We start from the raw sequence: 23,561 nt of genomic DNA, 5'->3' as shown, positions 1-23,561 counted from the left end.
CTTAGTGCTGGTCGTACCGACTTTCCGAATCTTCAGGCGTCATTGGCCGAAATGGGAGGAATTATGCTCAAGCTAATCGTGCTGACGTTCATCACTTTGGCTGCTCTTTTGCCGCCAAGCGGGCCGCCTGCCGTCCACGCAGGATCGGTGGATTGTTGCGGAAGAGGCCTGTGCTGCTAATCGAATGCCACGAATCATAGAACGCACATGGCGTTGGATAGGCGAAAACGAGAAGCAGTTGGTGATCTGCTTCGTAGTGGTAGGTGGGCTGTACGCTCTTTGGGAGTATTTGTCTCACCAACGCGGTGAACGCGAGCGAGAGGTGGCCCGCTATGTTCTGTTGCAGGGCTCAGAACACGTGTCTTCAGCCAGAGCGAGGCTCGAAGTCTTGATGAATAGGACTGACGTTTCTGAATTGAAGAAGGAAACTTACGGACCTTTCTTTGAAAACTTGATCAACGATCGAGAAACGGTTGCGGCGGCGATAGTCGAGTTGAAATTTTTCGATTCGCTTGCGATGTGCGTTGAGAGCAGCCGCTGCTCCAAAAGCTCGCTTGCCAGCACTTCTTTTTTGATGCGCAAGGTTTCTTGCAAAACTTCCGACCACTTTTGCTGAAGTTGCAGGTAAGGGACATCTTAGATACGGATTCTACGGTGAACCTGAAACGATTTGCCCATCACCATTGTCAAGCAGAGATGAAGCAGTACTGCAGCAGCCGGCTGATCAATTACCGCTCGGTTGATTGCGAGCCGTTCAGGCCAACGAAATACAATTAGCGTTCAATCTGCCCATGCCGGCCTGACGGATGACATCGGCGCATTATGATTTATCATTCCGAGACAGCCTCTTGAACGAACTGGCCCGTAGCAAACCTTCCGACGTGATGTCCCGGTATTCGACATCGGCATAGAACTTCGGTTCGACCCATGTTGCCTTCGGCTTCCTGATGGGTCTGGTTAGCTTCGACTTGGGACTGACCACGCTGTCCAATTGTTTCCTGATCTGGCTAGAGACAGTGCGAGACCACCCGGTCCCGACCTTGCCCATATAGACAAGGTTTTTGCCTTCGCGCTTGCCAAGGTAGAGGGCGGCGACACCGCTGGGGTCTTTGATGAAACCAACGACAGGAAACTTGCCTTTGTGGACGGCCTTGATCGTCAGCCAGTTCTCATTGCGATCTGAACGGTAGGGAGCGTCTACGCGCTTCGAGATATCCCTTCCCAGTTCAACTTCGCTGCATGTTCGAACATCTGCTGACCGTCGCCAATCAGGTGTTCGGAGAACAGCACCGGGTGCGGTGTGTCGCTTTCACCAAGCAGGTCGAGCAGAGCCTGCTTGCGTTCGATCTGCGGCAACTTGCGTAGGTCACCATAGTGCTTCCTTCAAGAAGGAAGGGCTGCATTGGAGCCGCGCCATAGGTCTGGCCCAGAGGGAACCGCCCACCGTAGGGTTCGACCGGATTTACCCCCTCCTTACTGCAACAGTAAACCGCAACGGTTCCCATTCTGAGGTTCCCGATGGGCAATCCCCTACGAATAGCCAAACGCCCGGTGGTAACGGCGTAGGCAGTGAAATGGTCTTCTCGTCAAGTTCCCTCGTTCGATAATTACAGCCACCTTACTGCAACAAAAACGCCCAGTTCCCCAACCGCACAGTAGCCGGGAACTCTGCGTTTCGGGCCACACCGCGACGCAGTTCATTTGCGTTCGTCCTCACTACCAACCAAACGGAATATCGAAATGAAACAGCACAATGACAGCACTCGCCAACTCGCCGCCCTCGAAGCAATGGAGCTGATTGAGGAGGCACTTCAGCAGCTCGCCCAAGAGGGACGGATCGTCGATTCGGGAGAGAGGGAATGGAATCCCGTAACTCGCAAACACGACATCGTCTGGGTGAGCAGCGAGCTTGCGACTAAGCACTGATGCGCAGTCGCGCGTGTTCGTTTCTGTCTTGTGGGGTATTTCCTTAGTCTACCAAACACACCCCTTGTCTACTCACCTCGAACTGGTGGCCACGCGCCAACCTCCACAAACCATCCAATCACACACCCAATAAGGAACCTAACCACCTGTGAACCACCATCGACACACGCCCACCCGTGTGAACTATCGTGAACGATCCATCGAACCTTCTCACAAGAAAGGACATATTCTATCGGTGCGGGTCGATCATGAAATGTACGAGAAGCTAAACCACCTCAGAAAGCAGCTAGCAACCAGGATCGGCGTTCGGGAGACGACGATGTCCACGGCGCTCGCCTACTGCATCACCACCGCGAAAGCAGAATAATCTGCCCATACCCAATGAGAACAACACCAATGATCGCAACCAACGAAGCTATGACTGACCCAGACCGAAGCGAGATCAAGAAGGACCTCCCCGTACCCGTTTTGCAACCGCGAGACATCGTAGACCAAGTGCGAAGCGCAATATGTATCCTCGGTGAGAACGATCTTGATCTCGAAGAATTCGAATGTGGATACCTCACCGCAATGCATGATGTAATGGATAGTCTAGAGCGTCTGCAGCGAACATTCGTTCCCGTCTATTCGGGTAAGCCTAGGTATGGAGGGCGGTCAGCCCACCGAAAAACCTCCTCAGTGTACTGATGTCTTATAGTACCTTGAGGGGGTTCTACCCACGCCGTGCATCAGTCGATGCTAACAGCTTCTGACATCTGCTAGCGTCGGCCTACAACGGCGTAGAAATCCGCCAGCATCAATTTCTAACAATGTCCCAGCACCAGTGTAGGCCTCTCGTTAGCACCAAGTGTAACAAACGACCCTGCATCGGTGTAGGCATCTCGTTAGCATCCACGTCTGGCAACAGGTTCCAGCACCACTAAGTCTTCTGCTGGCGCACTCTAAAACCTCCTTACGATGCTGACGTCTTCTAGCATCGTGAGGGGGTTTCACCCATCACCCAAATCCAAACCGGCCCACCTTGCTCGCCATTGCGAACGAGGTTGAGAGCCTATTGTCACCAGAAACACAAATGCTCACCCAACTTACCAACGCATACGAAGCAGCCATCCAAGCCCAAGCCCAGCAACGTAAACAACAGGTCACTCCGTTCGCGAGAAAGGTCGCCCAGTCCATCTTCTCGGCTCGTCTCCTGGCAATGGAGGACAGCAATAAGAATATCGCTCAATACAGGGTTGTCTCAGCCCCAACAGGCAGCGGCAAAAGCAGCTACGCTCTGGCCTTCATCAGGGCCTACATCGAGGTAGTACCCGATGCGTCAGTCCTCTATCTTGTCGAGACCATTCGTCAGGCGGAAGACACCTTTCGAGCAATGTCAGATCTAATTGGAGAGAACGTTGCCGTATGGACCGTTGCTTACGACCTCGACAGTTCACCCGAAGATGTTCTGTCGGAACATGGCTTCGTCCCTTCTCGCCAGTTCTCTGTCTTCGCACTGGGCCACTACCCCGTCGTTATCGCCACCCATAAGTTCTACACCGGTCCACGCTCGGACAAGGCATGTGTTTATCGCGGGCGGAACAGGCGCATCACTTTTATTGACGAGCGCCTAGAGGGCGTAACCGTCTTTGATGTCGATACCGGGCTGATCAAGACGGTTCGAGACAAATTAGCTCAGGAAGACACCACTATTCCAGAGCATGTCACTCGGCTCACCGAACTGCACGATCACGTTGAAGGGATATGGAGATCAGCATCAAGCAAGTCTGTGTTTGATGTGTTGACACAGGCCACCCATTGCGATCTCGGCTGGTTTGCTTCTGCGAAGGCTGAGCCGTTCCTTAATTCACCGGATGAACAGGTGAAGCAGGTCTTCTCCTTCGGCCGCTCGTTAGCGACGGGGTACGCCTTTCTGTCACGTTACGACAGATATGGCGACGGAGCGAGATTTGTCGGGTACGACATGAACATGCCGCTAATGCCCGGATCAATTATCCTCGATGCCACCGCCGACATAGATGGTCTGTCGCTGATCGCAAAGAACCGCACACCTGTACCGGTCCCGCATGTCGATTTCCGCAACCTAACGATCACCCACATTGATCCAGAGCCGTTGAACGTCGTCGGCAAGAAGAAGCGGTTAAGAGTGTCGGAGGTAGCAAAAAGAGCCGACTTAGCCAAGCCCTATGCCGAGTGGATATTCGAAACCATTAAGCAGCACACGCATCCGGGAGAGAAGGTTCTCGCCGTAGTCAACAAGCCCTTCCTTGATCATGACTACCTACCTGCCAGAAGCGACCTTGCTGATGCCCACGATCTAGAAGGCCGGCATGTCTGCTTCATCCATTGGGGTATCGGCATCGGCTCGAACCGATGGAAAGATGCAAACGCGGTCTTCCTTTTCGGAGAATTCCATAAACCGAGGCGAGCAATGGTTGCTACAGGGTTAGGCTGGCGAGAGGAGCGGGCCACTCGCAAAAGCCTTGCGCCCTACCAAGCCTTCAAACGTAAGGATGGACCCCTATTGAGTTTGCAGGAAGGCGATCTCTGTCGGTGGATGAAACAAATGGCAATGAGAGGTAATGCCCGAAACATTGACGCGCACGGCGTTTGCGGTGTTCAGCGCCTTTACGTAACGGGAGACTATGACCGCCTCATTCGTCACAAGGATCGGATGTTTCCCGGAGCGAAAGTAACTTTGGCCGAACCGGACAAGCGACTACAGTATGGAGGCAGGGAGGCGCTGATCGCGCTACTCTATCAAGTGAAAGATGATGTCATCACCGTTCCAGAGATAAGGCAGGCAACAGGCATCGATCTTCATAGGAACAAAAAGCGCTACCTTGCTATGCCGGAGGTCGTTGAAGCCATGAACCAGAATGACTGGGACTTCATGCCTGGAGCAGGAGGGCGTGGCAATGTTGGCCGGTTCATACGTCGATTTCGGCAAGCGGCGTGAACTGCTTTTGACGAACTAGGCGAGAATGCCGGAGAAGACCTCGCCAAGAGGCCCCGGCTAGCGCTGCTTACACGGATGTCTGCTGATGGGGGCAGATCGGACACCCTCGACTGGACCCGTCGATGTCGGAAAATGACCCGGAGCGGAACACTGAATGGGATCGATCCTTGCAAGAATTTCGTTATGATCACCACTTGCGATAAGCATGCTTGAGAGGCAACTTCTTTGATCCAAGCTGCCCTTACTAGGTTGCCTCACCTTGGATTGAGCGAATAAGCGACGCTGCAAAGGAAACCGTGATCGTCGTGCACGGCACTTGGGCGGCACCCAAGCCGGACAAGACCCAGTGGTACCAACCCATCGAGGGTAGTGGCATGGCTTCCGGGTTTGTCGGCAAGCTCAATAATGCCCTGCAAGAGCGTGGCTCGCCTGCTCGGTGTTGGGCCCATTGCACTCCGGAGAACAAGTTCTTTCGATGGTCCGGCGAGAATAGCAGGATCGCGCGGATGCAAGCTGCGAGCTCTTTGGCGGGCTACGTCCGTCAATTGCAGAGCGAAGGCTGGCGTTGCCACGTCGTCGCGCACAGCCATGGAGGTAACGTCGTCGTCGATGCCCTATCACAAATCGCGGCTGCCGATCAGGCGGCCCCCCCCTTAAAAATAGTTACGTTAGGGACGCCCTTCATAGACCTAAGCTCACCGGTTTCCGAACGTCGCAGCAAAGCAAAAACCCCTTGGGCCGCGTTTTTGTATGATGTGAGGTTTATTGGGCTCGTCATACTCGGTGTAACAATCGCGTTCGCCATCGCATTTGGGTTCCGCTTTTTCAAATTACTCGAACTCTTTTTTTTCTCTTTCCTGCCCTTGATCGGGATTGCCGCCGCGTTCCGCTTGGCGACCGCAATTTGGTTCAGATTTTTTGGAAGCCGGCCCCAACCGCACATCTTGTCGGCGAAGCTGTTGGGATCGAGTCCCAGCTGCTTGCAATAGGCAGCCGAATGGATGAGCCTTGGCAAGTCCTCCATCACATGCGGAGTATCAACAACCCACTTGCGGTGAGCACAAACTTAATGACATACGTGTTCTCTTCCCTGCGATTGCGCATGAATGCGGCCGCAGATGCAGATGCTGCGCTGGGTGCGAAATCGATCAACGATCTTCGACCTATTGAGAAAGCGTTTACGGTCTTGCTTTGGTCCGGCGACGCTTTGCTTTCTATACTTATCGCTTTCTCTTTGACTTGGTTTTTGCGCGAAGGTGTGTTCAGCAACAGCTTGCCAATGTCCCGGGTAATCGCCGTTTTCTTTTTCTTTTTGCTGATGCTCATTCTGCTACAGTATTTGTTTCTTCAGTACATGAGAGATAGCGACTGGCAGTGGTACAATGAGCCTGTGTTTGCGCCTGGTCGCTGGCAGGCGCGCCTAATTGGTGGTCTCTTGGGTTTTCCCACCGATGTACTGACATATCTCATTCGCCGTAAGAGTTGGTCGGTCCTTGTGGCGATCGCAATGGGGCTGGAGCATTATCGGTTTGAGCTTCCGCGCATCGAACAACGACCGAATTTGCGTTCCAACTGCATCGCGACCTACCAGGATTTGCCGAGTAGCGTGCTAGAGCGGGCGATGCTTAGACGGGGCGACTGGATCGAGCGGCACCTCGGAGACGTGTCAACGACGTTTGAAAAATTGTTTGTCACTTCGACTGATCTATCGTCATTGCTTCGCACGGTTGAAGAGGATCAATCCCTAATTCACGCGTCATACTACACGGATGACGAGTGCATCGCTCAAATTGCAGATTGGATCGCTAGTACAGGATAATCTGGCATCCTTTGGCAATCGTCCTAGGTCGGGTGTTGGCCCTTCTCTGACCTAAAGGTTCGAACTGGCGACGTCCCCCTTTGGAGCAAAGCGGTCCCCCTCGGGTCATCAATATGCAAACTTGTAGAAAGCAAAGTTCGTCAGTCGATAACTCATTGCAAGGCAGCCGCGCAGATGCCGCCGCCGTTGGTCCGAAGTGCTTATTAGTCACATCGGAATCGCTCGTCGCGCGGCGCATGATCTCGCCCCAGCCCAGTACGATGACCCGAAATAGACCTTGCTCCTCTCGCTTCTGATTGAGGTTGGCGACGTATGCTTGCACCGCTCCGTCATCTCGCGCGGTCGTGAGGATGTAGAATTCCCTCAGCGCAGGATCAAACTTCGAAGCCTCATTGATTGCCGCCGCGGGAAACATCGGCCCTGGTCATCTTCTTCACGGGCCAACGCGACTTCTTTTTGCACTGCAGCCCGATCTGGTAGACGCCGCCGTTGCGAGCGATGATATCGATGCCGCTCTGCGCCCGGCCTCCCCGACCATGCCCTACAAGGGCTGGATCGCCGAATTGGTGACTGGAAGACGTCGGCGCAAAGCTCCTCAAACTGCTCCCAATAGCGCGGCGGCGCGTACTCGGCCGTCACTCGATACGACAACTCAGCTCCCCTGACCGTCCGCCTGGAATTCCACTACGGCTAAACCATTTGTCCAATTTTTTTCATTGTTGCGCGGATCGCAAACTCGGCTCTTCTATCAGGGACAGCGATGTCAGCACAGCACTCCAACCCAAGAGGTTACCGTGATAAAAGTCAATATCCACCGCAGCATTGCTTCCGAAGCACGCTCGTTTGAAGAACAGGCGCTGCGTGATAACGCAGCCGCAATCCTTCCGTACACGCCCTTGGCAAAGATTCGTGCCGGTAAGGTTGCAGCCTACTACCTTGAGAAGGACAGCAAGGGTGACCCGAGCCGTCTCGCCGTGCTCATCGACGACGGTAGCTTCGTGAATATCTTGTTGTTCGCGCTCAATGGAATCTACATGTTCGGCGGTTTTGTACCACTGGACAACCTCGAATCGCTGACGATTACCGAAGTCGTGACCAGCGGCTTCTACGAGCTCGAAGCCGCCATCGCGGGCGAAACCATCACGCTGGCTTTTGATGCGCAAACTAACGCTTACTCACCCAAAACCAACATGTCTGAAGTGGTCCATGCCGCATTCGCTAAGCGCATCGCAGCTTAGCTATGGGGATGAGTTGCCGGATATAGCTTCGGCGGCTCATCTCTTCGTATGCTTAGGCGTGTGGGCAGCGCGTGCTGGAAAAAACAGCTTTCGGCACTCTCAAGCCGCCACGGGCGGCAGCGCTCCAACTCACGATTATGTGAATGCTCGATTGGGCATCTGCCTACTTCATGTAGAGGAAGGCTAAAAAAGGGAAACCCAATCAAGATGGATTTGCAACGTTTGGTGCGGGCCCAGCATTGGAGCCTAAACAAAAGAAGCTCGCCAAATACGCCGGAGGTTGAGGCTTCCTTGCTATCTACCGCTCGATCAATGCAACTGAACGGTGCATACCAAGAATGCATTGATCTTCTCAAGAAAGACTCACATTGCCGTGAAGATCCACGTGCTCTCCGGCTTCTAGGGCTGTGTTATCATGGCCTTGCTCAATATGCGGCGGACTCTCTCATTCAAACCGAGTTATATGAAGCCTCGCGCAAAGCTCACGAAAATGATCGGAGCATTCGCCTTGTTGAGGTTGCAAAGACCGATGTAAATCTTGCGGCCCTTTACCTGACGCAACATCGCTACAGCGATGCTTTGATGGCAGCCTATCGTGCGCGAAGCCTGGCTCCGAATTTGCCAACTTCGCACGTTGCAGTCTTGTCAGTTCACGCTCGCTACTCAAGCGACGACGAGCTGCGAAACTGCATCAAAGGCCTTCTCGATGATTATGCGTGGGTTCTTGAAGATGATGTCTTTAAACAGCATCTTGAGAACGATCCCGACCTAACAAAGGTCGCTTCGCTGATCCGAACGATGAGGAATGAGAAATGAGGAAGGTTGCCCGATCCATACTCGTGGCTTTCGCACTGTTTTCTGCCTCAGTGGTTGCTCTTCCGGTAGCACTGGTTGTTTTTCCAGTAGCAACGTCTACGCCGGCGAACGCGATAGGTACGCATCAAGGTAATTGATTGGTACTCGTCCAATATCGAAAGGTTAACGACCTTGAATCTCACTCCCTGCGAGCTGAAGATCCTAGAGGCGCTTTTTCCTAGCGAGGGGCCGACCAAAAAGACTAACGGTGAAATCGTTGACACCGTGCTGACAGCGTTTGCGCAATTTATTGGCGAAGATCACGAGAAGTTTGAGCAAGATGCAAAAAAGCGCTGTCTGATCGCCGGGGTGTACCTCCACAACGTCGACGATGCGATCCAGAACGCAATTGTAAGCGCCGTGGAGAATCTCACGGCGCAGGCAACATCCAAGACGATGCAGGAAATAGGAGCATCGGAGCCGCATGCCTTTCCGTTCACCGGGCAAGTCGGCCTCCACCGTTGGCTCGTCTATCTGGTCGGCAATCCTTACAACGTTACCAACGGCGGAACTATGCGGCCCATTCTGCAAGAGCAATACGGGGGATATAAGCTTGTTCCGGAGACTGAACTCGATAAAGAGCAGTTCGCGGGGCCAGAAGACTTAAGCATATCGGAATGGCGCAAGGCTGATTTGGAGCAGCTCCTTCGCTCACTAGACCCTCTGCAACATTTCATCGTTGGCCTTCGGCGCGGTCTGACGGGCGAGGTGCCGAGCGCGGATGGCCTTGTTCGATTTGCGCGAGCCTGCGGCTTGGTGCAGGAAATCCCCGCGATCGAGGCAGGCAGCGGCGCAATAGATTGGTCGTCTCGTAAGTCTCTTCGACTCTCACGCCGCGAGCTCTCTGCGGTTCTCGATGTGGAAGTATGGCGGATTGGGCGCTTGATCACCGATGCGTTCAGGCGATTGAAGCAGATGTCGACGCCTAGGAGGATGGCAGCGCGGCATCGTCAAGCTGGTGCACTGTCGAACACGCACATCGCTGGCCAGGAGAACCGACGAACGCGGGGACGACACCGACGATGAGATTCCGATGAAGGTGGCGCCGGCCACTGGGACGATGGTCTGCTGGTCCCGGTATCGAGACTGACGTTGCCTTGCAAGCAATGCGGACGGCTTCGAAGGCAGTGGTTGGTGTGGAGTTGCCCTGCACTCTGAAGGACTAGTCATGGTTGGTTGGCCATCATGAGCCGGATGTGCTGGATACTAGGAATGGACGGCCACAAATTCTTTGGATCCCTCAGCTGATTCCTCAATGCCCAGAGAAGGCCGTGGATTCGGTTCCGTGGCTGTCCGGTAGGGTGGGTGCGGCCGGAAAAGATTCCACCAGCGGACTCTGTAGAGTCTGGAGAGGTTCCCTTGAACCTCAACGCCGTCGCCTTACTTCTCGGTTTTGGTAGCTGACAGCGCGGTGTCGGAGACGCCAAGCAGCCACCCCTATACACAAAAGACACTGCGACCTATACACAGTCTCCCCATCTTCATGAAAATATGTGAAGTTAATCAGCGTATTAGAGATAGCGAGGACAAGGTGACATTCCGCCCCTGGGCACCATTCGCCCCAAGTCCAGCCCGCATCCTGAAAGTGTCTGCCGAGCGAAGGCTCGTCCGGGCGTAGCTCGAAGAGCGAAGCCGCGGATGCGACATCGCGATCGCGGAACAAAGTTGCAGTCGGAACCGAACACAAGCGCAGCGTCGGCAACCGGACATTGCATCGATCACAATGCGTCGATCGCAATAAACAAAACACAATAACGCCCGGTCGATGGCCTACAGCGGCGAACTCAGGTTGGCGCGATCCAGCGATCCATTGTTCTCGGCTGAATACCGCGAGACAGACAACGCGCCGATTCCGCGATAGTCGAAGCGGAGCGACGCGCCGCCCGATCCATACCGGCCCGAGCCGGGTACAACATTTGCCACACCTGCACGCCGGCGTCGCTGGCCGCCAAGACCTGCTGAGCAAAGAGCAGAGGAGGCTCGCATGTCCACAGCGTTCCGCGTGGTTCTCGAAGGCACTCAGGAAGTCCCCCCGAACAACTCGACTGCAAGCGGTCTCGGCACTGTCATCTTCGACAGCACGGAGGTTGCCGCGAGTTACACGTTCAACATCGACGGCGTAGACTACGGCCTGATTACGGGTGGTGCGGCCCAGACGCCGTCGACCGACGACGACGTCACCTCCACGCATTTCCACAATGGAGTGCGAGGAGCAAACGGGCCCGTTGTCTTCGGGCAGATCAATCCGGCACAGGACGCTGATGACCTCAGTATAGCCCTGAATACGGACGGCTCCTGGACGGTGAGTGGTCGATGGGAGACCACGGACCCCGCCAACGTTTCAATCACCAACTTCGCTGGCGCACTCGGCTCAGCTCAGGTCGGATCGGAGGTCCCGATCTATTTCAACATCCATACGAACGAATTCATGGGGGGTGAAATCCGGGGCCAGTTGATCGCAATCGCAGACGACAACGACAATGTCGTCGTCGGAACGCCGGGCGACGATTTCCTTCCCGGACTCGGCGGCAATGACATTATCCGTGGCCTCGCCGGAAACGACAGACTTGAAGGCGGCGACGGCGACGACATCATCAGGGGCGGCCGGGGAGACGACGATATCAATACGGGCGCCGGCAATGACCTGGTTTTCGGTGGTCGCGGCAACGACACCGTTGGCGGCATGGCCGGAAGGGATACCGTCTTCGGCGGTGCCGGCGATGACTTCATTGCCTGGAATGACCCGACGGGCGATGTCGTGTTTGGGGATGCCGGGAACGACACGCTGCGAGGCGGCGACGTTGCCGCCGACACGATCTTTGGTGGTAACGGTGACGACCTCATCCGGGCGGTCGCCAACCAGCAACTGGCGAATCATGCCCCCGACCGCCTGTTCGGAGACCGCGGCAATGACACCATCTTCGGCGGCAATGCTGCCGATACGATCGAAGGCGGCGCCGGCGACGATACCCTCGCCGGTTTCGGTGGGGCCGATCAGTTCATCTTTCGCGAGACTGAAGGAGGCGATGACACCATTACCGACTTCGACGTGACGCAGGACCTCGTGGTGCTGGAAGGCTTTGGAGCCGACTTCGACCCGCTGGACAATCTGAGCGCGGGAGCTTCGGGTACCACCCTTGATCTCGGCGGGGGCAACGACGTGTTGTTCCTGGGTCTCCTTCCGAACGAATTGAATGCCGCGAACTTCCTCGTGACCGCTTGAGGTGGCGCGGGCGGGCCGGATCTTCGGCCCGCCTTCCGAACACGCGGGCTAGCTAAACCGCAGCGCCCGTTCGACATCTTTGCGAAAACTGGCGCGGTCGGTCCCATGGCGGTCGAGCGTGTTCGAAAGCCCGATCAAGCCGCTGCCAGCTGCCGAAGGATCAAAGCCAAACGGCTTGATTGCAATACAAGCTGCCCTTTCACTCTCGGCGAACGCCAGCATTTGAGAGGCCAATTCACGCAGCGTGCGTTGTGCCTCGCGCGCATTTTTCAAGTCTGTATCATATTGCCGGATCTGCTCAGACGTAACGCAGGTCTCGCGAGGCTGTGGCGCCGCGACATCAGCTAGAAAGGGCATTTTATGGCGCACAGACCGTCGCAGATCGAGGAAATTTCGAACAGGCCGGCCAACGAGTTCGAGCGCAAACCACCCAAATGCGCCGGTCGTGGCGACCGAAACGAAGATCACGTACCACTGCATTCGCTGACCGCATCTGCTCCGTTGGCGATGATCTAAGCATACCGAAAATGGGTTCCCGTCAAATAAAGCATGCTTATCGCCAGATTTTTCCTGCCCAATTTGTCTTTGCCAGACGTCTCAACAGCTTCTTTCCCGTGGCGTTTAGCTGATGCGGCTACTTGGGAGATATGTCTTCAGACCTTCTTGTATGGGGACAAGTTGTCCGTGGTCAGCAGTAAAAGCTGATCGGTTCTGAATATCCGATGTCCCTGACGATCTCGATGGCATCAGAATTTGATTCCTGGATTCCGGATTGAATGCTCAATTCGCTCTCGTCATCATACTTTCTGGCGTTCAAGGCCAGCCCATTGCCTTCGATGGTGACATAATTGCCGTGGTAGCTTGGACCGCCGGGCTCGGTGTAGTGATCGAACCGCCTCAGCGTGACGGAATAGCGCTTTCCGTTTACCGCTATGATCTTGTTCTCTGTCATGGCGAGAGCGAAATCTGGGCCTTGGTTTGTGCCGATTCCCGCATATTGCGTCGCTCATGCGGGCTACTTGCTTGGCAAAAAGGTTATGGCTCGCTCGCGACGAAATTTCGGTCGCCGTTCCGCTCCACAAGGTCCGACCAAAATGGGATGTGCTTGGTTGGTTGGCTCCAGGGACGATGGGTGTACCCGAGAAACTCTCGCTCAAAATAGTCCGTCAAGTTAGCTCCGTAGTAAATCACGTCGGCCTGATAGACGGAGAATACGGGATTGCCTTGCTCGCGGGGTTCTTCCGGCAAATATCGGTGCCCGATCAATGGTATCAACTTCGGCGCATGCGAAACGATTGATTGCAAAATTTCCTTGCGGGCATTTGCGTTGGTTGGCCTCGTTCCCCACTCGGGCCACCACAGGTGATTCTGTTCAACGTCGAACAGAAGTCCTTCAAACGGCCAGGCAAGCGCCCGCCTTATGCCGGCATCGTTCGTCCAATCGTGTCCATTTGCCGGACGTTTCTCCCTTAACAAGGCAATCAAGTCTGGGGGAAATTCCAAACCAAATCGACGTTGGGCGCTATCAAGCTCAGCCTGCGTGTAACCCTCAAGCCATTGAACCGAAGTCATCGCTCCCCACACCGTTGGTAGTGCTTCTTGTCCATTGTGGGAGCCACCTATCAGAGCCATCGAGCGCGCTTGAACCGCAGGTACAGCACGGCGCAGAGCAGCACGATAATGCCGACGACGACGAAGTAGCCGTATTGGGTTTTCAACTCGGGCATGTTCTCGAAATTCATGCCGTAGATCCCGGCAATCGCCGTGGGTACGGCCAAGATCGCGGCCCAGGCGGCCAGCTGCCGCGTGATGACGCCCTGGCGTTGCTGCTCCAAAAGATTGCTCACCTCGAAGACCGAAGTCAGAACGTCGCGCAATGAATTCACCATCGCATCGACGCGGCGCACGTGGTCCAGGACGTCCTGGAAATACGGGCGCGCGTTGGCGTCCAGGCAGGGTGTATCAAGGTGCACGAGCCGCCCGCAGACCTCCGTCATGGGGCCGATGATCCGCTTGAAACGGATCAGCTCCTGCCGCAGGCCGAAGATCCGCTTGACGTCTGCGCGGCTGAGGAAGTTGTCGAGAGCGTTCTGCTCCATGATCAGAACGCGCTCCTCGATCGTTTCGACGATCGGAAGATAACCGTCGACGATAAAGTCGAGTATGGCGTGAAGAACGTAGTCCGGACCCTGGGACAACAGGCTGGGTGCCGCTTCCAGCTGGGTGCGGAGCTCGGTGTGTGCCCGGGCGGAGCCGTGCCGCACCGAAATGATAAAGTTCTTTCCGACAAAAAGGGCAGTTTCGCCGTAGGCTATGTGATCCTGCTCGAGGTGAGCCGTGCGCGTCATCACGAACAGCTGGTCGCCATAGACGTCGACCTTCGGGATCTGGTTGGCTTTGAAGGCGTCCTCGATCGCGAGCGGATGAAGCCCGTAGTTCTTCTCAAGCTGCTCGAGCTCCCATTTCGAAGGCTCGAACAATCCGATCCAGACAAATTCGAATTTCCCCTTGCAGTCGATCGGCTCGTCCAGGGAAACGACTCTCACCTTCTTGCCATTGCGATAAAGGTGGGCTGCAACGACGCTCACAACGACTTCCTCCGGATGTTTCGATCAGGGTAAGCCGCTTATCACATAAACTGTGGCAGCGTTGCAGCGCTACGCGCAAACCATAGCGTTCAGTAATAACGATGCCGCCGCAGGTTTGCGTTGATCACGCATTTGATGAGCTGCCGGTCGCAGCGCAAACATCTGCTCGCACGGCCGTTCCAGTCGTCGCCCACAGCTCCGATCCTGTCGGGGCACCTGCCGAAGCAATTCGCGGCCCTGTCTTCACAGCGCCATTCCTGCGCTGCCGCCGGTGAGTTGAATAGCATGCCTAGACTTAAGAGGATGGTCGCGAAACAAAGCTGCCGTGTCATGTTCGAACCTCCCGGGAAGGACGCATTGCCGAAAATGAAGCGGACGCCAGCATGCGCCCGCCGCGCGATGGACGCAAGGAACGCTATTTGCAGGCAAGCCTATTTGATCGTGGCGTTCACGGTAATGACCGACGAGCCGGAGGCCGTCGGCCCCTGTCCCGTCGCCTTGATCGTAAACGTATCGTTTCCCGTGTACCTTTTCTTCGCCCTGTATTCGTAAGTCGTCGGGTTGAGCTTTTTCAGCTTGCCGTATTTCGGCTTTTGCAGAATGTCCGAACTGCTTACCGAACCGCGCATCGGGATCGGAAACTGGCAGCTCGTTCCCGGTGCGAGGCTGATGTCACCGGTTGAATTCTCGCCCCAATCCACCAGCCCGATCAACTTTGGACAGTCGGGGGCGGCAAGCGCTGGAGATGCCGACATCGAGCTTGCCGCTCCAATGATCAGCGCGAAAGCAGCGACTTCAGGTAACCGCATAACAGGCTTCCTCGTTCTCGTGCAAACATAGTCCAAACCTCATCGCCGCCGGCGCGGTCTGGGTTTCGGAGGGTCCGTTCCGGTAATGGCCCGATACCACGCGTCGTCCGATTGCTGCAGCGCCTTGGCGGCGGCGAGATCCGATTGTCCCTGATAGAACCGACTGAGCCCGAGATAGCAATCGGTGCGGGCCGGTCCGCGCGGTATCGTCTCGCAATTCACCTGCGCGTTCACTTGGCCAGGAAAACTCACCAGAAACAGTGCGACGACACTCGCGCTCCAACGTGTCATGGCCGACTCCAGGTGTCTGTTTGGGTGACGACATCTGTCGATTGCTCAGCGCGCGTTGATCGGCGGTATACAACTACTAAAGCGCGGGTCTAGCAAGCGTAGCCCGCATGAGCCAGCGTGTCGCGCAAATGCGCACCCCGCGACGAGCGCAATTGCGCTCGCGTAGTGATGACAGGCTCTGCGACATGCGGGGTGGCGCCAGCCATTAAAGCAAAAGGCCCCCACGGCGCTTCGCGCCCCAGGGGGCCTTCACCTCAATGAGCTGGCCTGCTGACATTCGCGAGGCAGGGTGCTGTCAGCAATGACAGCCGGTCTCTTCGCCCCATGCGCTCTTGGGATGGTCTCGCAAATCCATCCAACGCCGAAACACAGGGCTTTTGGGTCGATCACGAGTGAGACACACCCAACAGGCCAAGCTCCTTGCGCACCGCGGCGGCTGAATTGCCGACCTTGTCGACAGCCTTCTGCAACTCCTTCTTCGTCACGCCGAGCGCCTTGGTCCAATGCTTGACCTCATAGTCCTCGTGCATGTTGATCTTGCTGCGGTCGGGCTGGTCTCTCTTCGTGAGATTGTCCATTGCACACCTCCGAAGGGCAAACGCGCGGGGGAATGGCCTGTTCCTACGAGGCGAGGGAGGTCAGTTGCTCCGCCCTGAAGCGCTGGTAGGCGCTGATGGCATGGTTCGCGAGCATCAAGCGTCGCCGCTCTCCGCATTTGATCATCGCTTCCATTGTATCGAGCAGATGGTTGGCTGCAATGTCAGGGCTCCCGAGCTCGTCGGTTGCCTCAAGGTAGTCCCAGGCAATCTGAAAGGCGTCTGCTACAAGGTTTGCCAGCATCTCGCTCATGACGGGCAACGTCATCGCGTCTCGTTCTGTTCCGCAAAAAAGCGCGGCTGGTAGGTGTGGACGAGGCATAGAACGGCTCGACGTTGCGGCCGGTCGCGCGCAAGCCAAATCCCGCGTACGGCCTGCTGCCGCTGATTTGCCCTTCAATGCAAGCGAAAGCGATATCCAGGTTGGTGCCCATCCCGCATATCGCATCGCACATGCGGGCTATGTGCTTCGCGCGCCCGCTGCCACCGTAATGCCGATTGCGTGAATGACGGCAAGCATGTGAGGCAGTTCATATCGGGTTGCGATCGGAAAGCGCCTAAGTAGCGAATTTAGGAGATTGCCTCAGGAGGTTGCCATGTATCTCCGCTGTCTGATAATCGCATCCGCATTGGTTATCGCCTTTTCAGGAGTTTCCGGCACCGCGTCGGCGCAAGGGGACGTATCCCGCCCGAACACGGATCGGCCCGGCAATGATTTCCGCAACATCGCCCTCAGGGGCAATGCGCAAGATTGCCGCAACCTCTGCCTGAAGGCACCCGCGTGCCGTGCTTGGACGTTCGTGAAGCCCGGCTTCCACGGGCCGTCTGCCCGTTGTTTTCTGAAGAACCCGACCCCTCCCGCCTTCGCCAATGCATGCTGCACATCTGGCATAGCGCGAGTAATAATCGACTGACTTTGGTGAACGTGCGAACCCTCAGCGGCTCTTGCCGAGCACGAGATCGACGGTGTGCTTCGCAATCTTGCGAAGCTGTGCCTCGTCGCCGAAGGCGCGTTCGAGCACGGCTAGTCCGCGCGTCACGGTGACGATGTGCAGCGCGGCGGTCGCGGGGTCGCCGTTGAACTCACCTCGCTTGACGCCATCTGCCAACGCGTTCTGAACCAGACCGGTGATGCGCGCCACCAGATCCGCAAATGCCTGGCGCGCGTTTTCGTCCAGCCCTTCGCCTTCGGCCGACCCCAACTCCATCAGCCCCCGTGTGGTCGGGCAGCCGCGGGGCGGCGAGCCGGAGCGGAAGTTCTTGATGGCCGCATCGAAATACGCCGTGAGGCGCGCGCGCAACGTCCCGGAGCCGAGCACCTTTTGCAGCGAGCTCAGATATTCGCTCGCATAGCGCTCGTAGGCGGCCAGAAACAGCGCTTCCTTGCTGCCAAAGGCGTTGTACAGGCTGCCCCGCTGGACACCCGCGTCACGCGCGATGTCGGAGAGCGACGTTCCCCGCACTCCCTTGCGCCAGAACTGCTCGAACGCGATTCGCAAGACGTCGTCGTGGTCAAACTCTCGCGGCCTCACGTTTCTCTCCTCTGCACCCAATAGGCGCAATCCCGATGGATGATACGCACCAAAAAGTATTTGACGCGATGTCAATAATGTGATTTTTGGACAGTGTGTCAAAAACCAATTGGGGTTGATAGCTCATTTCGTCAATGAGTTGAACCACCCCGCAATGACGCGCGTCGGCTGCCCGATATGCTGCCGCGGGGAGGCCCACAATGAGCTACCGTTTCGAGGCCGGCCGCATCTACCGCATGCCGACGCATTTCGGCCCGGCGCCGGGACCCCGCCAAATGCCGGATGGCGTTACGCGCGACCCGAAGCGCAGTCCACGACGCCTCTCCGTCGCGGCGAGTTTCCTGACCGATCCCGTGCTGCTGGAACAGCATCTGCCTGACGGGTTTACGCTGGCCGGCGAGCCGGTGGTCACGGTCGAATTTCATCACATGACCGACATCGACTGGCTTGCCGGGCGCGGCTACACGATGATCTGGGTCAGCTGGCCGGTGACGTTCAGAGGTCAGCGGGATCGGGCCACTGGCAAGTTTCTCGCCGTCGTCTGGGAGAATCTCGCCGATCCGATCATCACCGGGCGTGACGAGATCGGGCATCCCAAGCTTTATGCCGAGATCGCGGAGCCGCGTCGGTGGAACGGGGCCCAGATCTGCACGGCGGGCTGGATGGGATTCCGCTTTCTCGAGCTCGAGGTCTCGCAATTGCAGGACGCAGATCCGCACCGGCAAGCCACCGCTTCGGACGGAACGTTGATGCTGAAATACACGCCGCGCACGGGTGCCTGGGGTGAGACGGAGGTGTGCCAGGTCACGCTCACGCCGGCCGCCGACCCGGACAACCATATCGAGCAACGGCAAACCGGCGTCGGCACCGTGCGCTTCCACAAGGCAGGCTGGTCGGAACTGCCGACCCTGCATCACGTCGTGAACGCGCTGGCCGCGTTGCCGGTCGTCGAAGCGCGTGGCGGCACGGTCACGCTCTCGCGTGGCGGGAAATCCTACCGTGACCAGCGCGTGCTGACGTAGCGCGGCGGCGCTGATCGATCCCGCGCACGCGGGGAGACGGCTCGCACTGGTCGCCGGCGCTGCGCACCTTCCGCCCACCTACATCTGAATATCCGGCCTGGAGAGCGCCCGGACCGTCCATTTCATCTGCGGCTGGCTTTGCCGGATGCAGAACCGGCCGTCGACGACGGGCACCCTGATGATCGAGCTACGCTTGCTGCCGCAGCAGTGCTGGATGCTCTCAGGAAATCCCGGCTGGTAAATGTAGAAGCGGGCATAGAAGGGCTCGACGGTGACCATCAGGTCGAGCGAGTTCACCCCGCGTGGAATCTTGTCGCGCAGGTCGACCAGGCGGTCGCCGGGATTGCAGGCCAAAGCGGCCGTTACCAGGAGCCAGTTCATCGCGACAGAGTAGACGATTTCGTGCCGGTGCCAACAAGCGCAAGCGCGTCTGTTGAGGAGACGGCGGAACGAACGTTGCAGCTAAAATCCGAACACGCTGAAAATCGCGCCGACGACCGCCGCGATCACGGCCACGACGCCGAAGACGACCGAGGCCACCGCATCGAGGAGCATTTCGACCACGTCCGACGCGGAGCCTGCTGCAACGATCACGACGCAGCAGCCGGCGCCGACCAAGAGCGAGATGACCATGTTGAACACCATGATCCACAGCACGGCAAAGACCAGTACGCTCAGGATCAACGCCGCGGCGATGCGACGGGCAGGGCTATTCGATGCGGGGTGGGCAGCTGGCGCTGGCGAATTCATGATCGGCAATCCTCTGGGCAATCATCCGGATTGTCGCTGCCGGGCCGGAAAAGGTTCAAGCCGAAGCCCGGCACGGAACCGGGCTGGCGGCTTGCCTTGCCGAGCATTCGGCAGAAGAACGTGTTCGCCAATTCGCCGGAGGCGCTCTCAACCGGCCAGCGTAAACGCTTCGTGCACCGACGACTGCACCGAGCCGCCGGTCACTGCGCCGCCGCCGGCGACATAGATGGCATCGCCGATGGTCGTGGCGCCCACCGCGTGCCTCGGCGTCAGCATCGGCGCATGCGACTGCCAGGTGTTGGTGGCGGGATCGTAACTCTCCATCTGGCCGAATACGGCGCCTTGCGAGATCTGCCCACGGTCCTGCACGCCATATTCGCCGCCCATCGCGAAGAAGCGGTCGCGGTAGACGACGAGGCCATGGCCGGAACGCGCCGTCGGCAGCGGCGCGCGCTCCTTCCATGTGTCTGATAAGGGCAGATAAACGTGGTGAAGGTCGGTGTTGTATTCGAACGTGTTGAAGCGGCCGCCGATGATGTGGATCATGCCGTTATGCGCGACGGCCCCGACATGGTCGCGCGCCGCCGGGAGCGCCTTCCGGATCTCCCACTTGTCGGCCTGCGGATCGTAGACCTCGTGCCAGCCGACGCTGGCGCGCTCGTTGGTGGGAGCGCCGGCGCCGCCGATCAGATGGATCTTGCCGTCGAGCGCGACCGCTGCGGCCGCTCCGCGCGAGCGCGGCAATGGCGCGATGACTGTCCATTTGTCGGCGGCGACATCGTAGGCGAATGCATTGGGATCGGGATTGCGGTTCTGCTCGATGAAGCCGCCCAGCGCGTAAACCCGCCCCGCATCCGCGACGACGGCGACATGGTTGGCGCCGCGCGGCAATGGCGCGGCGTTGAACCACCGGTCGTCACCGGGATCGTAGACATGATGATAGGCGCGGTCGACGCGACCTTCGCCATAGCCGCCGACGATGTGCATCCGCCCCGCCCATGCCGTGGCCCACGCCATCTCGCTTCGCGGCAGCGGCAACGCAGCCTTGGGAGCCCAGCTTCCCTGCGGTCCCTTCGGCGCGGGACTGTCGACCTTTCGCTGGGCGATCTGCTCGGTCGTGAGGTGATGCGGTGTGCCGCCTTGAAGCCGGGCGAACGGATCGGCGGATGGTTTCGCTTCGGGCAGGGCCGAGCCCGATGGCGTGCCATGGCCGGCATGCTGGGCCAGCACCGTCGTGGGAAAAGCCGCCGCGCCGGCCGCTGTGGCGACGAAAGCTCTTCTGTTCAGGCCGGGGCGATTGGATGATGAAGACATCAGAGCTCCTCAATTTGCATGATATGCGACAGCGCCGTGCGCGATGTCGATTTTCGGCACCGCGTCGAAGTCCTCATCCTCCGCCTCGAAAAACGATCCCGGAAGTTGTAGCGACAGTCGGTGCGTCGAGCCATCCATTTGGGCCTTTCCGCTTGCGAGGTCCGGCAATATCTTCTCCAGGGATCGCAAACGCACTCGGTTCGACCAACCCCGAAGAGGTGGTCTCATGACGCAATGGTATTTTGTCTGGGTCGAAGGCCTGCGCGGCCCGGCGCCGCAGAAATGGTCGTCGGATGGCCTTTGGGGGCAGGTAGGCCGCCAGGATGTCATCGTCCGTTTTGCGCTGAGCGACGAGGAAGCGCATCTGTCGCTCGACGAACTGGCAAGGCGGCATCCCATTCCCGACGGAAGATAGACCAGCGCGGTTGCAACGTTCCGCCTGGTTCCCTCGCGTTCCAGCCGGTGTGAAAAACTTCAAACCTGTCTTTCTGCGGAACATTGCGAATATAATTCCGTTGCCGGGTTGAACCGGCGCAAAGAGACCCCACTGTCCCGAACTCAATTCGGCTTGCTTGCGGAATTGAAAACGAACCTGCGGGACGGCGTTCGGCGCCGGTGGGGGCGAGCGATCAGGTCCGATGTGCCTGACGTCATTCCTCCGCAGAAGAGCCGCGTGTGGCCAAGGCCGTCATGCGGTGCTCACCAACCAGAAGCCAGGTAAGGAGTCGTGCATGAAATTGAACTCGGCACAGGTCGAACGCGCGTTGTCGCAATTCGAAGCCCAGGCGCTTCCCGACGATCATCCGGTGGTTCCGCAACTGGCCAGCATGTTTGGCGATCACACGTTCTTCATCGACAGCGGCGGGCTCAACGTGCTGGAGCCGACCGAGGCTTCCGAGCCGGAATCGCCGGTCGGCATGATCGTGAACCTGGCCTATTGGAGCGACGAGACGCTGACGAAGCTATCGCCTCACGAGCCGGAGCCGACCGGCGTGATCGTCAGCCTCGAATCCCGGCATTGACCATTCGAGCGCGAGAACTCGCTCCCATAGCCACGCGATAGTCGTGCGCGGCCGCGTGCCGCGCACGACGCCGGCTGTCTCGATCAGACTTCGAAATGAACCCCGATCCGCGTCTCCTTGCGCCAGACGACGCGGCACGGCACATGGATGTGATCAGGTTCGATCACCAGTGTGAAGCGTTCGGGAATGCCGACGGGGGAACTCACCTCGAGAGCGGCGCCGGTTTCGGAGAGATTGCGGACGGTGCAGTCGATGGTGGCGCCGCCGCCAAACAAAATCCGGCCCGCCTTCAGCAGGCGCCGCCGGGGTGCTGTTCTGTGCTCGTCCACCACAATGGACCTCCACCTGAACAGCGACGTTTCCACGGCGAGGTTACTATCCCGTTACCGTGCATTCGAACTCTACTACAACGAAGGGTGGTGGGCGCCGCCAAGCCGGTTTTCAGGCCACCGGGAATGGCCATCCGTCCGCGCCCGCCGTCCCTCGATCGGGTAGGCCGGGTCGTTGAATCCCGGCGTCGAGGGGTGGCCGCTGACCACCAGCCGGTCGATCAGCGCCTCGTCTTCGGCCGTGAAGCGATAGTCGAGCGCCTTCACATAGTCGTCCCACTGCTCCTCCGTGCGAGGGCCCGCGATCACTCCGCTGACGAAGGCTGAATTCAGTACCCATGAAACCGCGAACTGTCCGGCGCTGATGCCGCGCGCCTCGGCGTGGCGCTTGATCTCCTGCGCGAGCTGCAGCGATTCCGGCCGCCATTCGGTCTGCATCATGCGCTTGTCGGCGCGGCCGGCGCGCGTCTCCTTGTCGGGCGCGGCATCAGGCTTGTACTTGCCGGTCAGCACACCGCGCGCCAGCGGGCTATAGGGCACGATGCCGAGGCCATAATAGCCGCAGGCCGGGAAGTGCTCGACCTCCGGCATGCGGTTCATAGCGTTGTAATAGGGCTGGCTGACGATCGGGCGGTCGATGCCGTTGTCGTCGCATATGTTGCAGATTTCGGCGACGCGCCAGGCGCGGTAGTTCGAGACGCCGAAATAGCGGATCTTGCCCTGGCGCATCAAATCGCCGATGGCGCGCACTGTCTCCTCCAGCGGCGTCGCATGGTCCTCCTTGTGCAGATAGTAGATATCGATGAAATCGGTGCCGAGCCGCTTCAGGCTCTCTTCCGCCGCCTGCATCACCCAGCGCCGCGACAGCCCGCCGCGATTGGGATCGTCGCCGATCTGGTTGGCGAGCTTGGTCGCCAGAATCCAGTTCGCGCGATTGTTTGAAATGGCGCGGCCGACTACCTGTTCGGACTGGCCGCCATTATAGGCGTCCGCGCTGTCGATGAAATTGATGCCGGCCTCGCGCGCTTTCGCAATGATGCGCGACGACGTGGCCTCGTCGGTCGGGCCGCCGAACATCATGGTGCCGAGGCAAATCGGCGAAATCTTCAGGCCGCTGCGGCCGAGTTGGCGGTATTGCATGGGATGGGTCCTCGCGTAAGGTGGACAGCATAGCGGCTAGGCGCCGTCATTGCGAGCGAAGCGAAGCAATCCATCTCTCTACAAAGAAAGTATGGATTGCTTCGTCGCTTCGCTCCCTTGCGCAAACGCTTCGCGTTTGTCGCAGGCA

General features: G+C 58.0%; 31 protein-coding genes. 14 read left to right on the top strand and 17 right to left on the bottom strand.

Translation table 11 applies throughout. The features are described 5' to 3' along the window. Positions 1-322: 322 nt before the first annotated feature. On the top strand, positions 323-616 hold the full coding sequence (locus tag CQ12_RS18800; protein WP_157088323.1) for a hypothetical protein: 294 nt from the start codon (positions 323-325) through the stop codon (positions 614-616). A gap of 204 nt (positions 617-820) precedes the next feature. On the opposite strand, the gene CQ12_RS46445 is transcribed toward CQ12_RS18800, so the two are convergent. Beyond that, the gene (locus tag CQ12_RS46445; protein WP_245309995.1) at positions 821-1,048 is read right to left on the bottom strand and encodes an ATP dependent DNA ligase; all 228 of its coding nucleotides are present in this window, start codon (positions 1,046-1,048) and stop codon (positions 821-823) included. Between CQ12_RS46445 and CQ12_RS46440 the strand changes: the two genes are divergently transcribed. Beyond that, entirely contained in the window at positions 992-1,183 is a 192-nt protein-coding gene (locus CQ12_RS46440) for a hypothetical protein (protein WP_057836795.1), read from the top strand. The two genes, CQ12_RS46445 and CQ12_RS46440, sit on opposite strands and share 57 nt — an antisense overlap. Before the next feature lie 14 nt (positions 1,184-1,197). Here CQ12_RS46440 and CQ12_RS46435 read toward each other — a convergent pair whose 3' ends face one another. Beyond that, complete coding sequence (locus CQ12_RS46435) at positions 1,198-1,356, bottom strand: DNA ligase-like domain-containing protein (protein WP_245309994.1); 159 nt, start codon at positions 1,354-1,356, stop codon at positions 1,198-1,200. 384 nt (positions 1,357-1,740) lie between these two features. On the opposite strand from CQ12_RS46435, the gene CQ12_RS18790 reads away from it, so the two are divergent. The 8 genes from CQ12_RS18790 to CQ12_RS18755 all read left to right on the top strand — a co-directional run bounded on the left by CQ12_RS18790 (position 1,741) and on the right by CQ12_RS18755 (position 12,020). Beyond that, positions 1,741-1,926: a hypothetical protein gene (locus CQ12_RS18790; RefSeq protein WP_057836794.1), complete on the top strand. Its 186-nt coding sequence runs from the start codon at positions 1,741-1,743 to the stop codon at positions 1,924-1,926. A gap of 1,072 nt (positions 1,927-2,998) precedes the next feature. Continuing rightward, complete coding sequence (locus CQ12_RS18785; protein WP_057836806.1) at positions 2,999-4,885, top strand: DEAD/DEAH box helicase family protein; 1,887 nt, start codon at positions 2,999-3,001, stop codon at positions 4,883-4,885. 296 nt (positions 4,886-5,181) lie between these two features. Continuing rightward, positions 5,182-5,874 carry an alpha/beta hydrolase gene (locus CQ12_RS18780; RefSeq protein ID WP_057836793.1) on the top strand — a complete coding sequence of 231 codons (693 nt, stop codon included), beginning with the start codon at positions 5,182-5,184 and terminating at the stop codon, positions 5,872-5,874. Between the two features lie 80 nt (positions 5,875-5,954). Next, on the top strand, positions 5,955-6,704 hold the full coding sequence (locus CQ12_RS18775) for a hypothetical protein (RefSeq protein ID WP_157088322.1): 750 nt from the start codon (positions 5,955-5,957) through the stop codon (positions 6,702-6,704). A gap of 794 nt (positions 6,705-7,498) precedes the next feature. Beyond that, complete coding sequence (locus CQ12_RS18765; RefSeq protein WP_157088321.1) at positions 7,499-7,942, top strand: hypothetical protein; 444 nt, start codon at positions 7,499-7,501, stop codon at positions 7,940-7,942. A 207-nt stretch (positions 7,943-8,149) separates the two neighbouring features. Next, positions 8,150-8,758: a tetratricopeptide repeat protein gene (locus tag CQ12_RS43940; protein WP_157088320.1), complete on the top strand. Its 609-nt coding sequence runs from the start codon at positions 8,150-8,152 to the stop codon at positions 8,756-8,758. Between the two features lie 171 nt (positions 8,759-8,929). Beyond that, the gene (locus CQ12_RS18760) at positions 8,930-9,823 is read left to right on the top strand and encodes a hypothetical protein (protein ID WP_057836789.1); all 894 of its coding nucleotides are present in this window, start codon (positions 8,930-8,932) and stop codon (positions 9,821-9,823) included. Positions 9,824-10,781: 958 nt separating this feature from the next. Continuing rightward, complete coding sequence (locus CQ12_RS18755) at positions 10,782-12,020, top strand: CHRD domain-containing protein (protein WP_057836788.1); 1,239 nt, start codon at positions 10,782-10,784, stop codon at positions 12,018-12,020. Between the two features lie 48 nt (positions 12,021-12,068). Here CQ12_RS18755 and CQ12_RS18750 read toward each other — a convergent pair whose 3' ends face one another. The 8 genes from CQ12_RS18750 to CQ12_RS18720 form a co-directional block, all read right to left on the bottom strand. Further along, positions 12,069-12,500 (bottom strand): hypothetical protein, encoded by a 432-nt coding sequence (locus tag CQ12_RS18750; RefSeq protein WP_157088319.1) that lies wholly within the window; start codon positions 12,498-12,500, stop codon positions 12,069-12,071. Positions 12,501-12,708: 208 nt separating this feature from the next. Beyond that, the gene (locus CQ12_RS18745) at positions 12,709-12,972 is read right to left on the bottom strand and encodes a hypothetical protein (RefSeq protein WP_057836786.1); all 264 of its coding nucleotides are present in this window, start codon (positions 12,970-12,972) and stop codon (positions 12,709-12,711) included. A gap of 83 nt (positions 12,973-13,055) precedes the next feature. Further along, on the bottom strand, positions 13,056-13,592 hold the full coding sequence (locus CQ12_RS18740) for a hypothetical protein (RefSeq protein ID WP_057836785.1): 537 nt from the start codon (positions 13,590-13,592) through the stop codon (positions 13,056-13,058). Between the two features lie 50 nt (positions 13,593-13,642). Then, a complete protein-coding gene (gene corA / locus CQ12_RS18735; RefSeq protein ID WP_057836784.1) occupies positions 13,643-14,608 on the bottom strand; it encodes a magnesium/cobalt transporter CorA in 966 nt (321 codons plus the stop codon). Positions 14,609-15,039: 431 nt separating this feature from the next. Then, a complete protein-coding gene (locus CQ12_RS18730; protein WP_245309993.1) occupies positions 15,040-15,363 on the bottom strand; it encodes a hypothetical protein in 324 nt (107 codons plus the stop codon). 93 nt (positions 15,364-15,456) lie between these two features. Then, a complete protein-coding gene (locus CQ12_RS43935; RefSeq protein ID WP_157088318.1) occupies positions 15,457-15,708 on the bottom strand; it encodes a hypothetical protein in 252 nt (83 codons plus the stop codon). A 386-nt stretch (positions 15,709-16,094) separates the two neighbouring features. Beyond that, a complete protein-coding gene (locus tag CQ12_RS18725) occupies positions 16,095-16,286 on the bottom strand; it encodes a DUF3606 domain-containing protein (RefSeq protein WP_057836782.1) in 192 nt (63 codons plus the stop codon). 43 nt (positions 16,287-16,329) lie between these two features. Further along, the gene (locus CQ12_RS18720; protein WP_245309992.1) at positions 16,330-16,572 is read right to left on the bottom strand and encodes a hypothetical protein; all 243 of its coding nucleotides are present in this window, start codon (positions 16,570-16,572) and stop codon (positions 16,330-16,332) included. Positions 16,573-16,900: 328 nt separating this feature from the next. Here CQ12_RS18720 and CQ12_RS42470 point away from each other — a divergent pair, with 328 nt between their 5' ends. Then, positions 16,901-17,218: a PAN domain-containing protein gene (locus CQ12_RS42470; RefSeq protein WP_083519363.1), complete on the top strand. Its 318-nt coding sequence runs from the start codon at positions 16,901-16,903 to the stop codon at positions 17,216-17,218. Positions 17,219-17,239: 21 nt separating this feature from the next. Here CQ12_RS42470 and CQ12_RS18715 read toward each other — a convergent pair whose 3' ends face one another. Then, positions 17,240-17,836, bottom strand: a complete 597-nt coding sequence (locus CQ12_RS18715; RefSeq protein ID WP_057836781.1) for a TetR/AcrR family transcriptional regulator — start codon at positions 17,834-17,836, stop codon at positions 17,240-17,242. A gap of 200 nt (positions 17,837-18,036) precedes the next feature. Between CQ12_RS18715 and CQ12_RS18710 the strand changes: the two genes are divergently transcribed. Then, positions 18,037-18,858: an acetoacetate decarboxylase family protein gene (locus CQ12_RS18710; protein ID WP_057836780.1), complete on the top strand. Its 822-nt coding sequence runs from the start codon at positions 18,037-18,039 to the stop codon at positions 18,856-18,858. 78 nt (positions 18,859-18,936) lie between these two features. On the opposite strand, the gene CQ12_RS18705 is transcribed toward CQ12_RS18710, so the two are convergent. From CQ12_RS18705 to CQ12_RS43930, 4 genes are all read right to left on the bottom strand, one after another. After that, complete coding sequence (locus CQ12_RS18705; RefSeq protein WP_057836779.1) at positions 18,937-19,239, bottom strand: hypothetical protein; 303 nt, start codon at positions 19,237-19,239, stop codon at positions 18,937-18,939. Positions 19,240-19,320: 81 nt separating this feature from the next. Next, positions 19,321-19,608 carry a hypothetical protein gene (locus CQ12_RS18700; protein WP_057836778.1) on the bottom strand — a complete coding sequence of 96 codons (288 nt, stop codon included), beginning with the start codon at positions 19,606-19,608 and terminating at the stop codon, positions 19,321-19,323. Between the two features lie 147 nt (positions 19,609-19,755). Next, positions 19,756-20,922, bottom strand: coding sequence for a Kelch repeat-containing protein (locus CQ12_RS18695; RefSeq protein WP_157088317.1), 1,167 nt, complete (start codon positions 20,920-20,922; stop codon positions 19,756-19,758). A gap of 9 nt (positions 20,923-20,931) precedes the next feature. After that, entirely contained in the window at positions 20,932-21,090 is a 159-nt protein-coding gene (locus tag CQ12_RS43930) for a hypothetical protein (RefSeq protein WP_157088316.1), read from the bottom strand. A 58-nt stretch (positions 21,091-21,148) separates the two neighbouring features. Here CQ12_RS43930 and CQ12_RS18690 point away from each other — a divergent pair, with 58 nt between their 5' ends. Together CQ12_RS18690 and CQ12_RS18685 are read left to right on the top strand one after the other, a co-directional pair. Then, on the top strand, positions 21,149-21,337 hold the full coding sequence (locus CQ12_RS18690) for a hypothetical protein (protein ID WP_057836777.1): 189 nt from the start codon (positions 21,149-21,151) through the stop codon (positions 21,335-21,337). Positions 21,338-21,653: 316 nt separating this feature from the next. Next, entirely contained in the window at positions 21,654-21,944 is a 291-nt protein-coding gene (locus tag CQ12_RS18685; RefSeq protein ID WP_057836776.1) for a hypothetical protein, read from the top strand. Positions 21,945-22,027: 83 nt separating this feature from the next. Here CQ12_RS18685 and CQ12_RS18680 read toward each other — a convergent pair whose 3' ends face one another. Continuing rightward, a complete protein-coding gene (locus tag CQ12_RS18680; protein WP_057836775.1) occupies positions 22,028-22,273 on the bottom strand; it encodes a PilZ domain-containing protein in 246 nt (81 codons plus the stop codon). Between the two features lie 75 nt (positions 22,274-22,348). Further along, positions 22,349-23,413 carry an aldo/keto reductase gene (locus tag CQ12_RS18675; RefSeq protein ID WP_057836774.1) on the bottom strand — a complete coding sequence of 355 codons (1,065 nt, stop codon included), beginning with the start codon at positions 23,411-23,413 and terminating at the stop codon, positions 22,349-22,351. Between the last annotated feature and the right edge of the window lie 148 nt (positions 23,414-23,561).

Origin of the sequence: Bradyrhizobium jicamae (assembly GCF_001440395.1) — a bacterium.
GTDB lineage: Bacteria > Pseudomonadota > Alphaproteobacteria > Rhizobiales > Xanthobacteraceae > Bradyrhizobium > Bradyrhizobium jicamae.
The sequence above is the reverse complement of the archived record's forward strand: the minus strand, read 5'-3'. Positions and strand labels throughout refer to the sequence as shown.

Coding starts and splice junctions, on each gene's coding strand:
- CQ12_RS43935 (WP_157088318.1), bottom strand. CDS start 15,708: ATGACACGTTGGAGCGCGAGTGTCGTCGCACTGTTTCTGGTGAGTTTT.
- CQ12_RS18750 (WP_157088319.1), bottom strand. CDS start 12,500: ATGCAGTGGTACGTGATCTTCGTTTCGGTCGCCACGACCGGCGCATTT.
- CQ12_RS18785 (WP_057836806.1), top strand. CDS start 2,999: ATGCTCACCCAACTTACCAACGCATACGAAGCAGCCATCCAAGCCCAA.
- CQ12_RS18775 (WP_157088322.1), top strand. CDS start 5,955: ATGACATACGTGTTCTCTTCCCTGCGATTGCGCATGAATGCGGCCGCA.
- CQ12_RS46445 (WP_245309995.1), bottom strand. CDS start 1,048: ATGGGCAAGGTCGGGACCGGGTGGTCTCGCACTGTCTCTAGCCAGATC.
- CQ12_RS18695 (WP_157088317.1), bottom strand. CDS start 20,922: ATGTCTTCATCATCCAATCGCCCCGGCCTGAACAGAAGAGCTTTCGTC.
- CQ12_RS18705 (WP_057836779.1), bottom strand. CDS start 19,239: ATGAACTGGCTCCTGGTAACGGCCGCTTTGGCCTGCAATCCCGGCGAC.
- CQ12_RS18745 (WP_057836786.1), bottom strand. CDS start 12,972: ATGACAGAGAACAAGATCATAGCGGTAAACGGAAAGCGCTATTCCGTC.
- CQ12_RS18725 (WP_057836782.1), bottom strand. CDS start 16,286: ATGGACAATCTCACGAAGAGAGACCAGCCCGACCGCAGCAAGATCAAC.
- CQ12_RS18700 (WP_057836778.1), bottom strand. CDS start 19,608: ATGAATTCGCCAGCGCCAGCTGCCCACCCCGCATCGAATAGCCCTGCC.
- CQ12_RS43940 (WP_157088320.1), top strand. CDS start 8,150: ATGGATTTGCAACGTTTGGTGCGGGCCCAGCATTGGAGCCTAAACAAA.
- CQ12_RS18710 (WP_057836780.1), top strand. CDS start 18,037: ATGAGCTACCGTTTCGAGGCCGGCCGCATCTACCGCATGCCGACGCAT.
- CQ12_RS18790 (WP_057836794.1), top strand. CDS start 1,741: ATGAAACAGCACAATGACAGCACTCGCCAACTCGCCGCCCTCGAAGCA.
- CQ12_RS18690 (WP_057836777.1), top strand. CDS start 21,149: ATGACGCAATGGTATTTTGTCTGGGTCGAAGGCCTGCGCGGCCCGGCG.
- CQ12_RS18685 (WP_057836776.1), top strand. CDS start 21,654: ATGAAATTGAACTCGGCACAGGTCGAACGCGCGTTGTCGCAATTCGAA.
- CQ12_RS18755 (WP_057836788.1), top strand. CDS start 10,782: ATGTCCACAGCGTTCCGCGTGGTTCTCGAAGGCACTCAGGAAGTCCCC.
- CQ12_RS18730 (WP_245309993.1), bottom strand. CDS start 15,363: ATGTCGGCATCTCCAGCGCTTGCCGCCCCCGACTGTCCAAAGTTGATC.
- CQ12_RS18720 (WP_245309992.1), bottom strand. CDS start 16,572: ATGACGTTGCCCGTCATGAGCGAGATGCTGGCAAACCTTGTAGCAGAC.
- CQ12_RS18675 (WP_057836774.1), bottom strand. CDS start 23,413: ATGCAATACCGCCAACTCGGCCGCAGCGGCCTGAAGATTTCGCCGATT.
- CQ12_RS42470 (WP_083519363.1), top strand. CDS start 16,901: ATGTATCTCCGCTGTCTGATAATCGCATCCGCATTGGTTATCGCCTTT.
- CQ12_RS18740 (WP_057836785.1), bottom strand. CDS start 13,592: ATGACTTCGGTTCAATGGCTTGAGGGTTACACGCAGGCTGAGCTTGAT.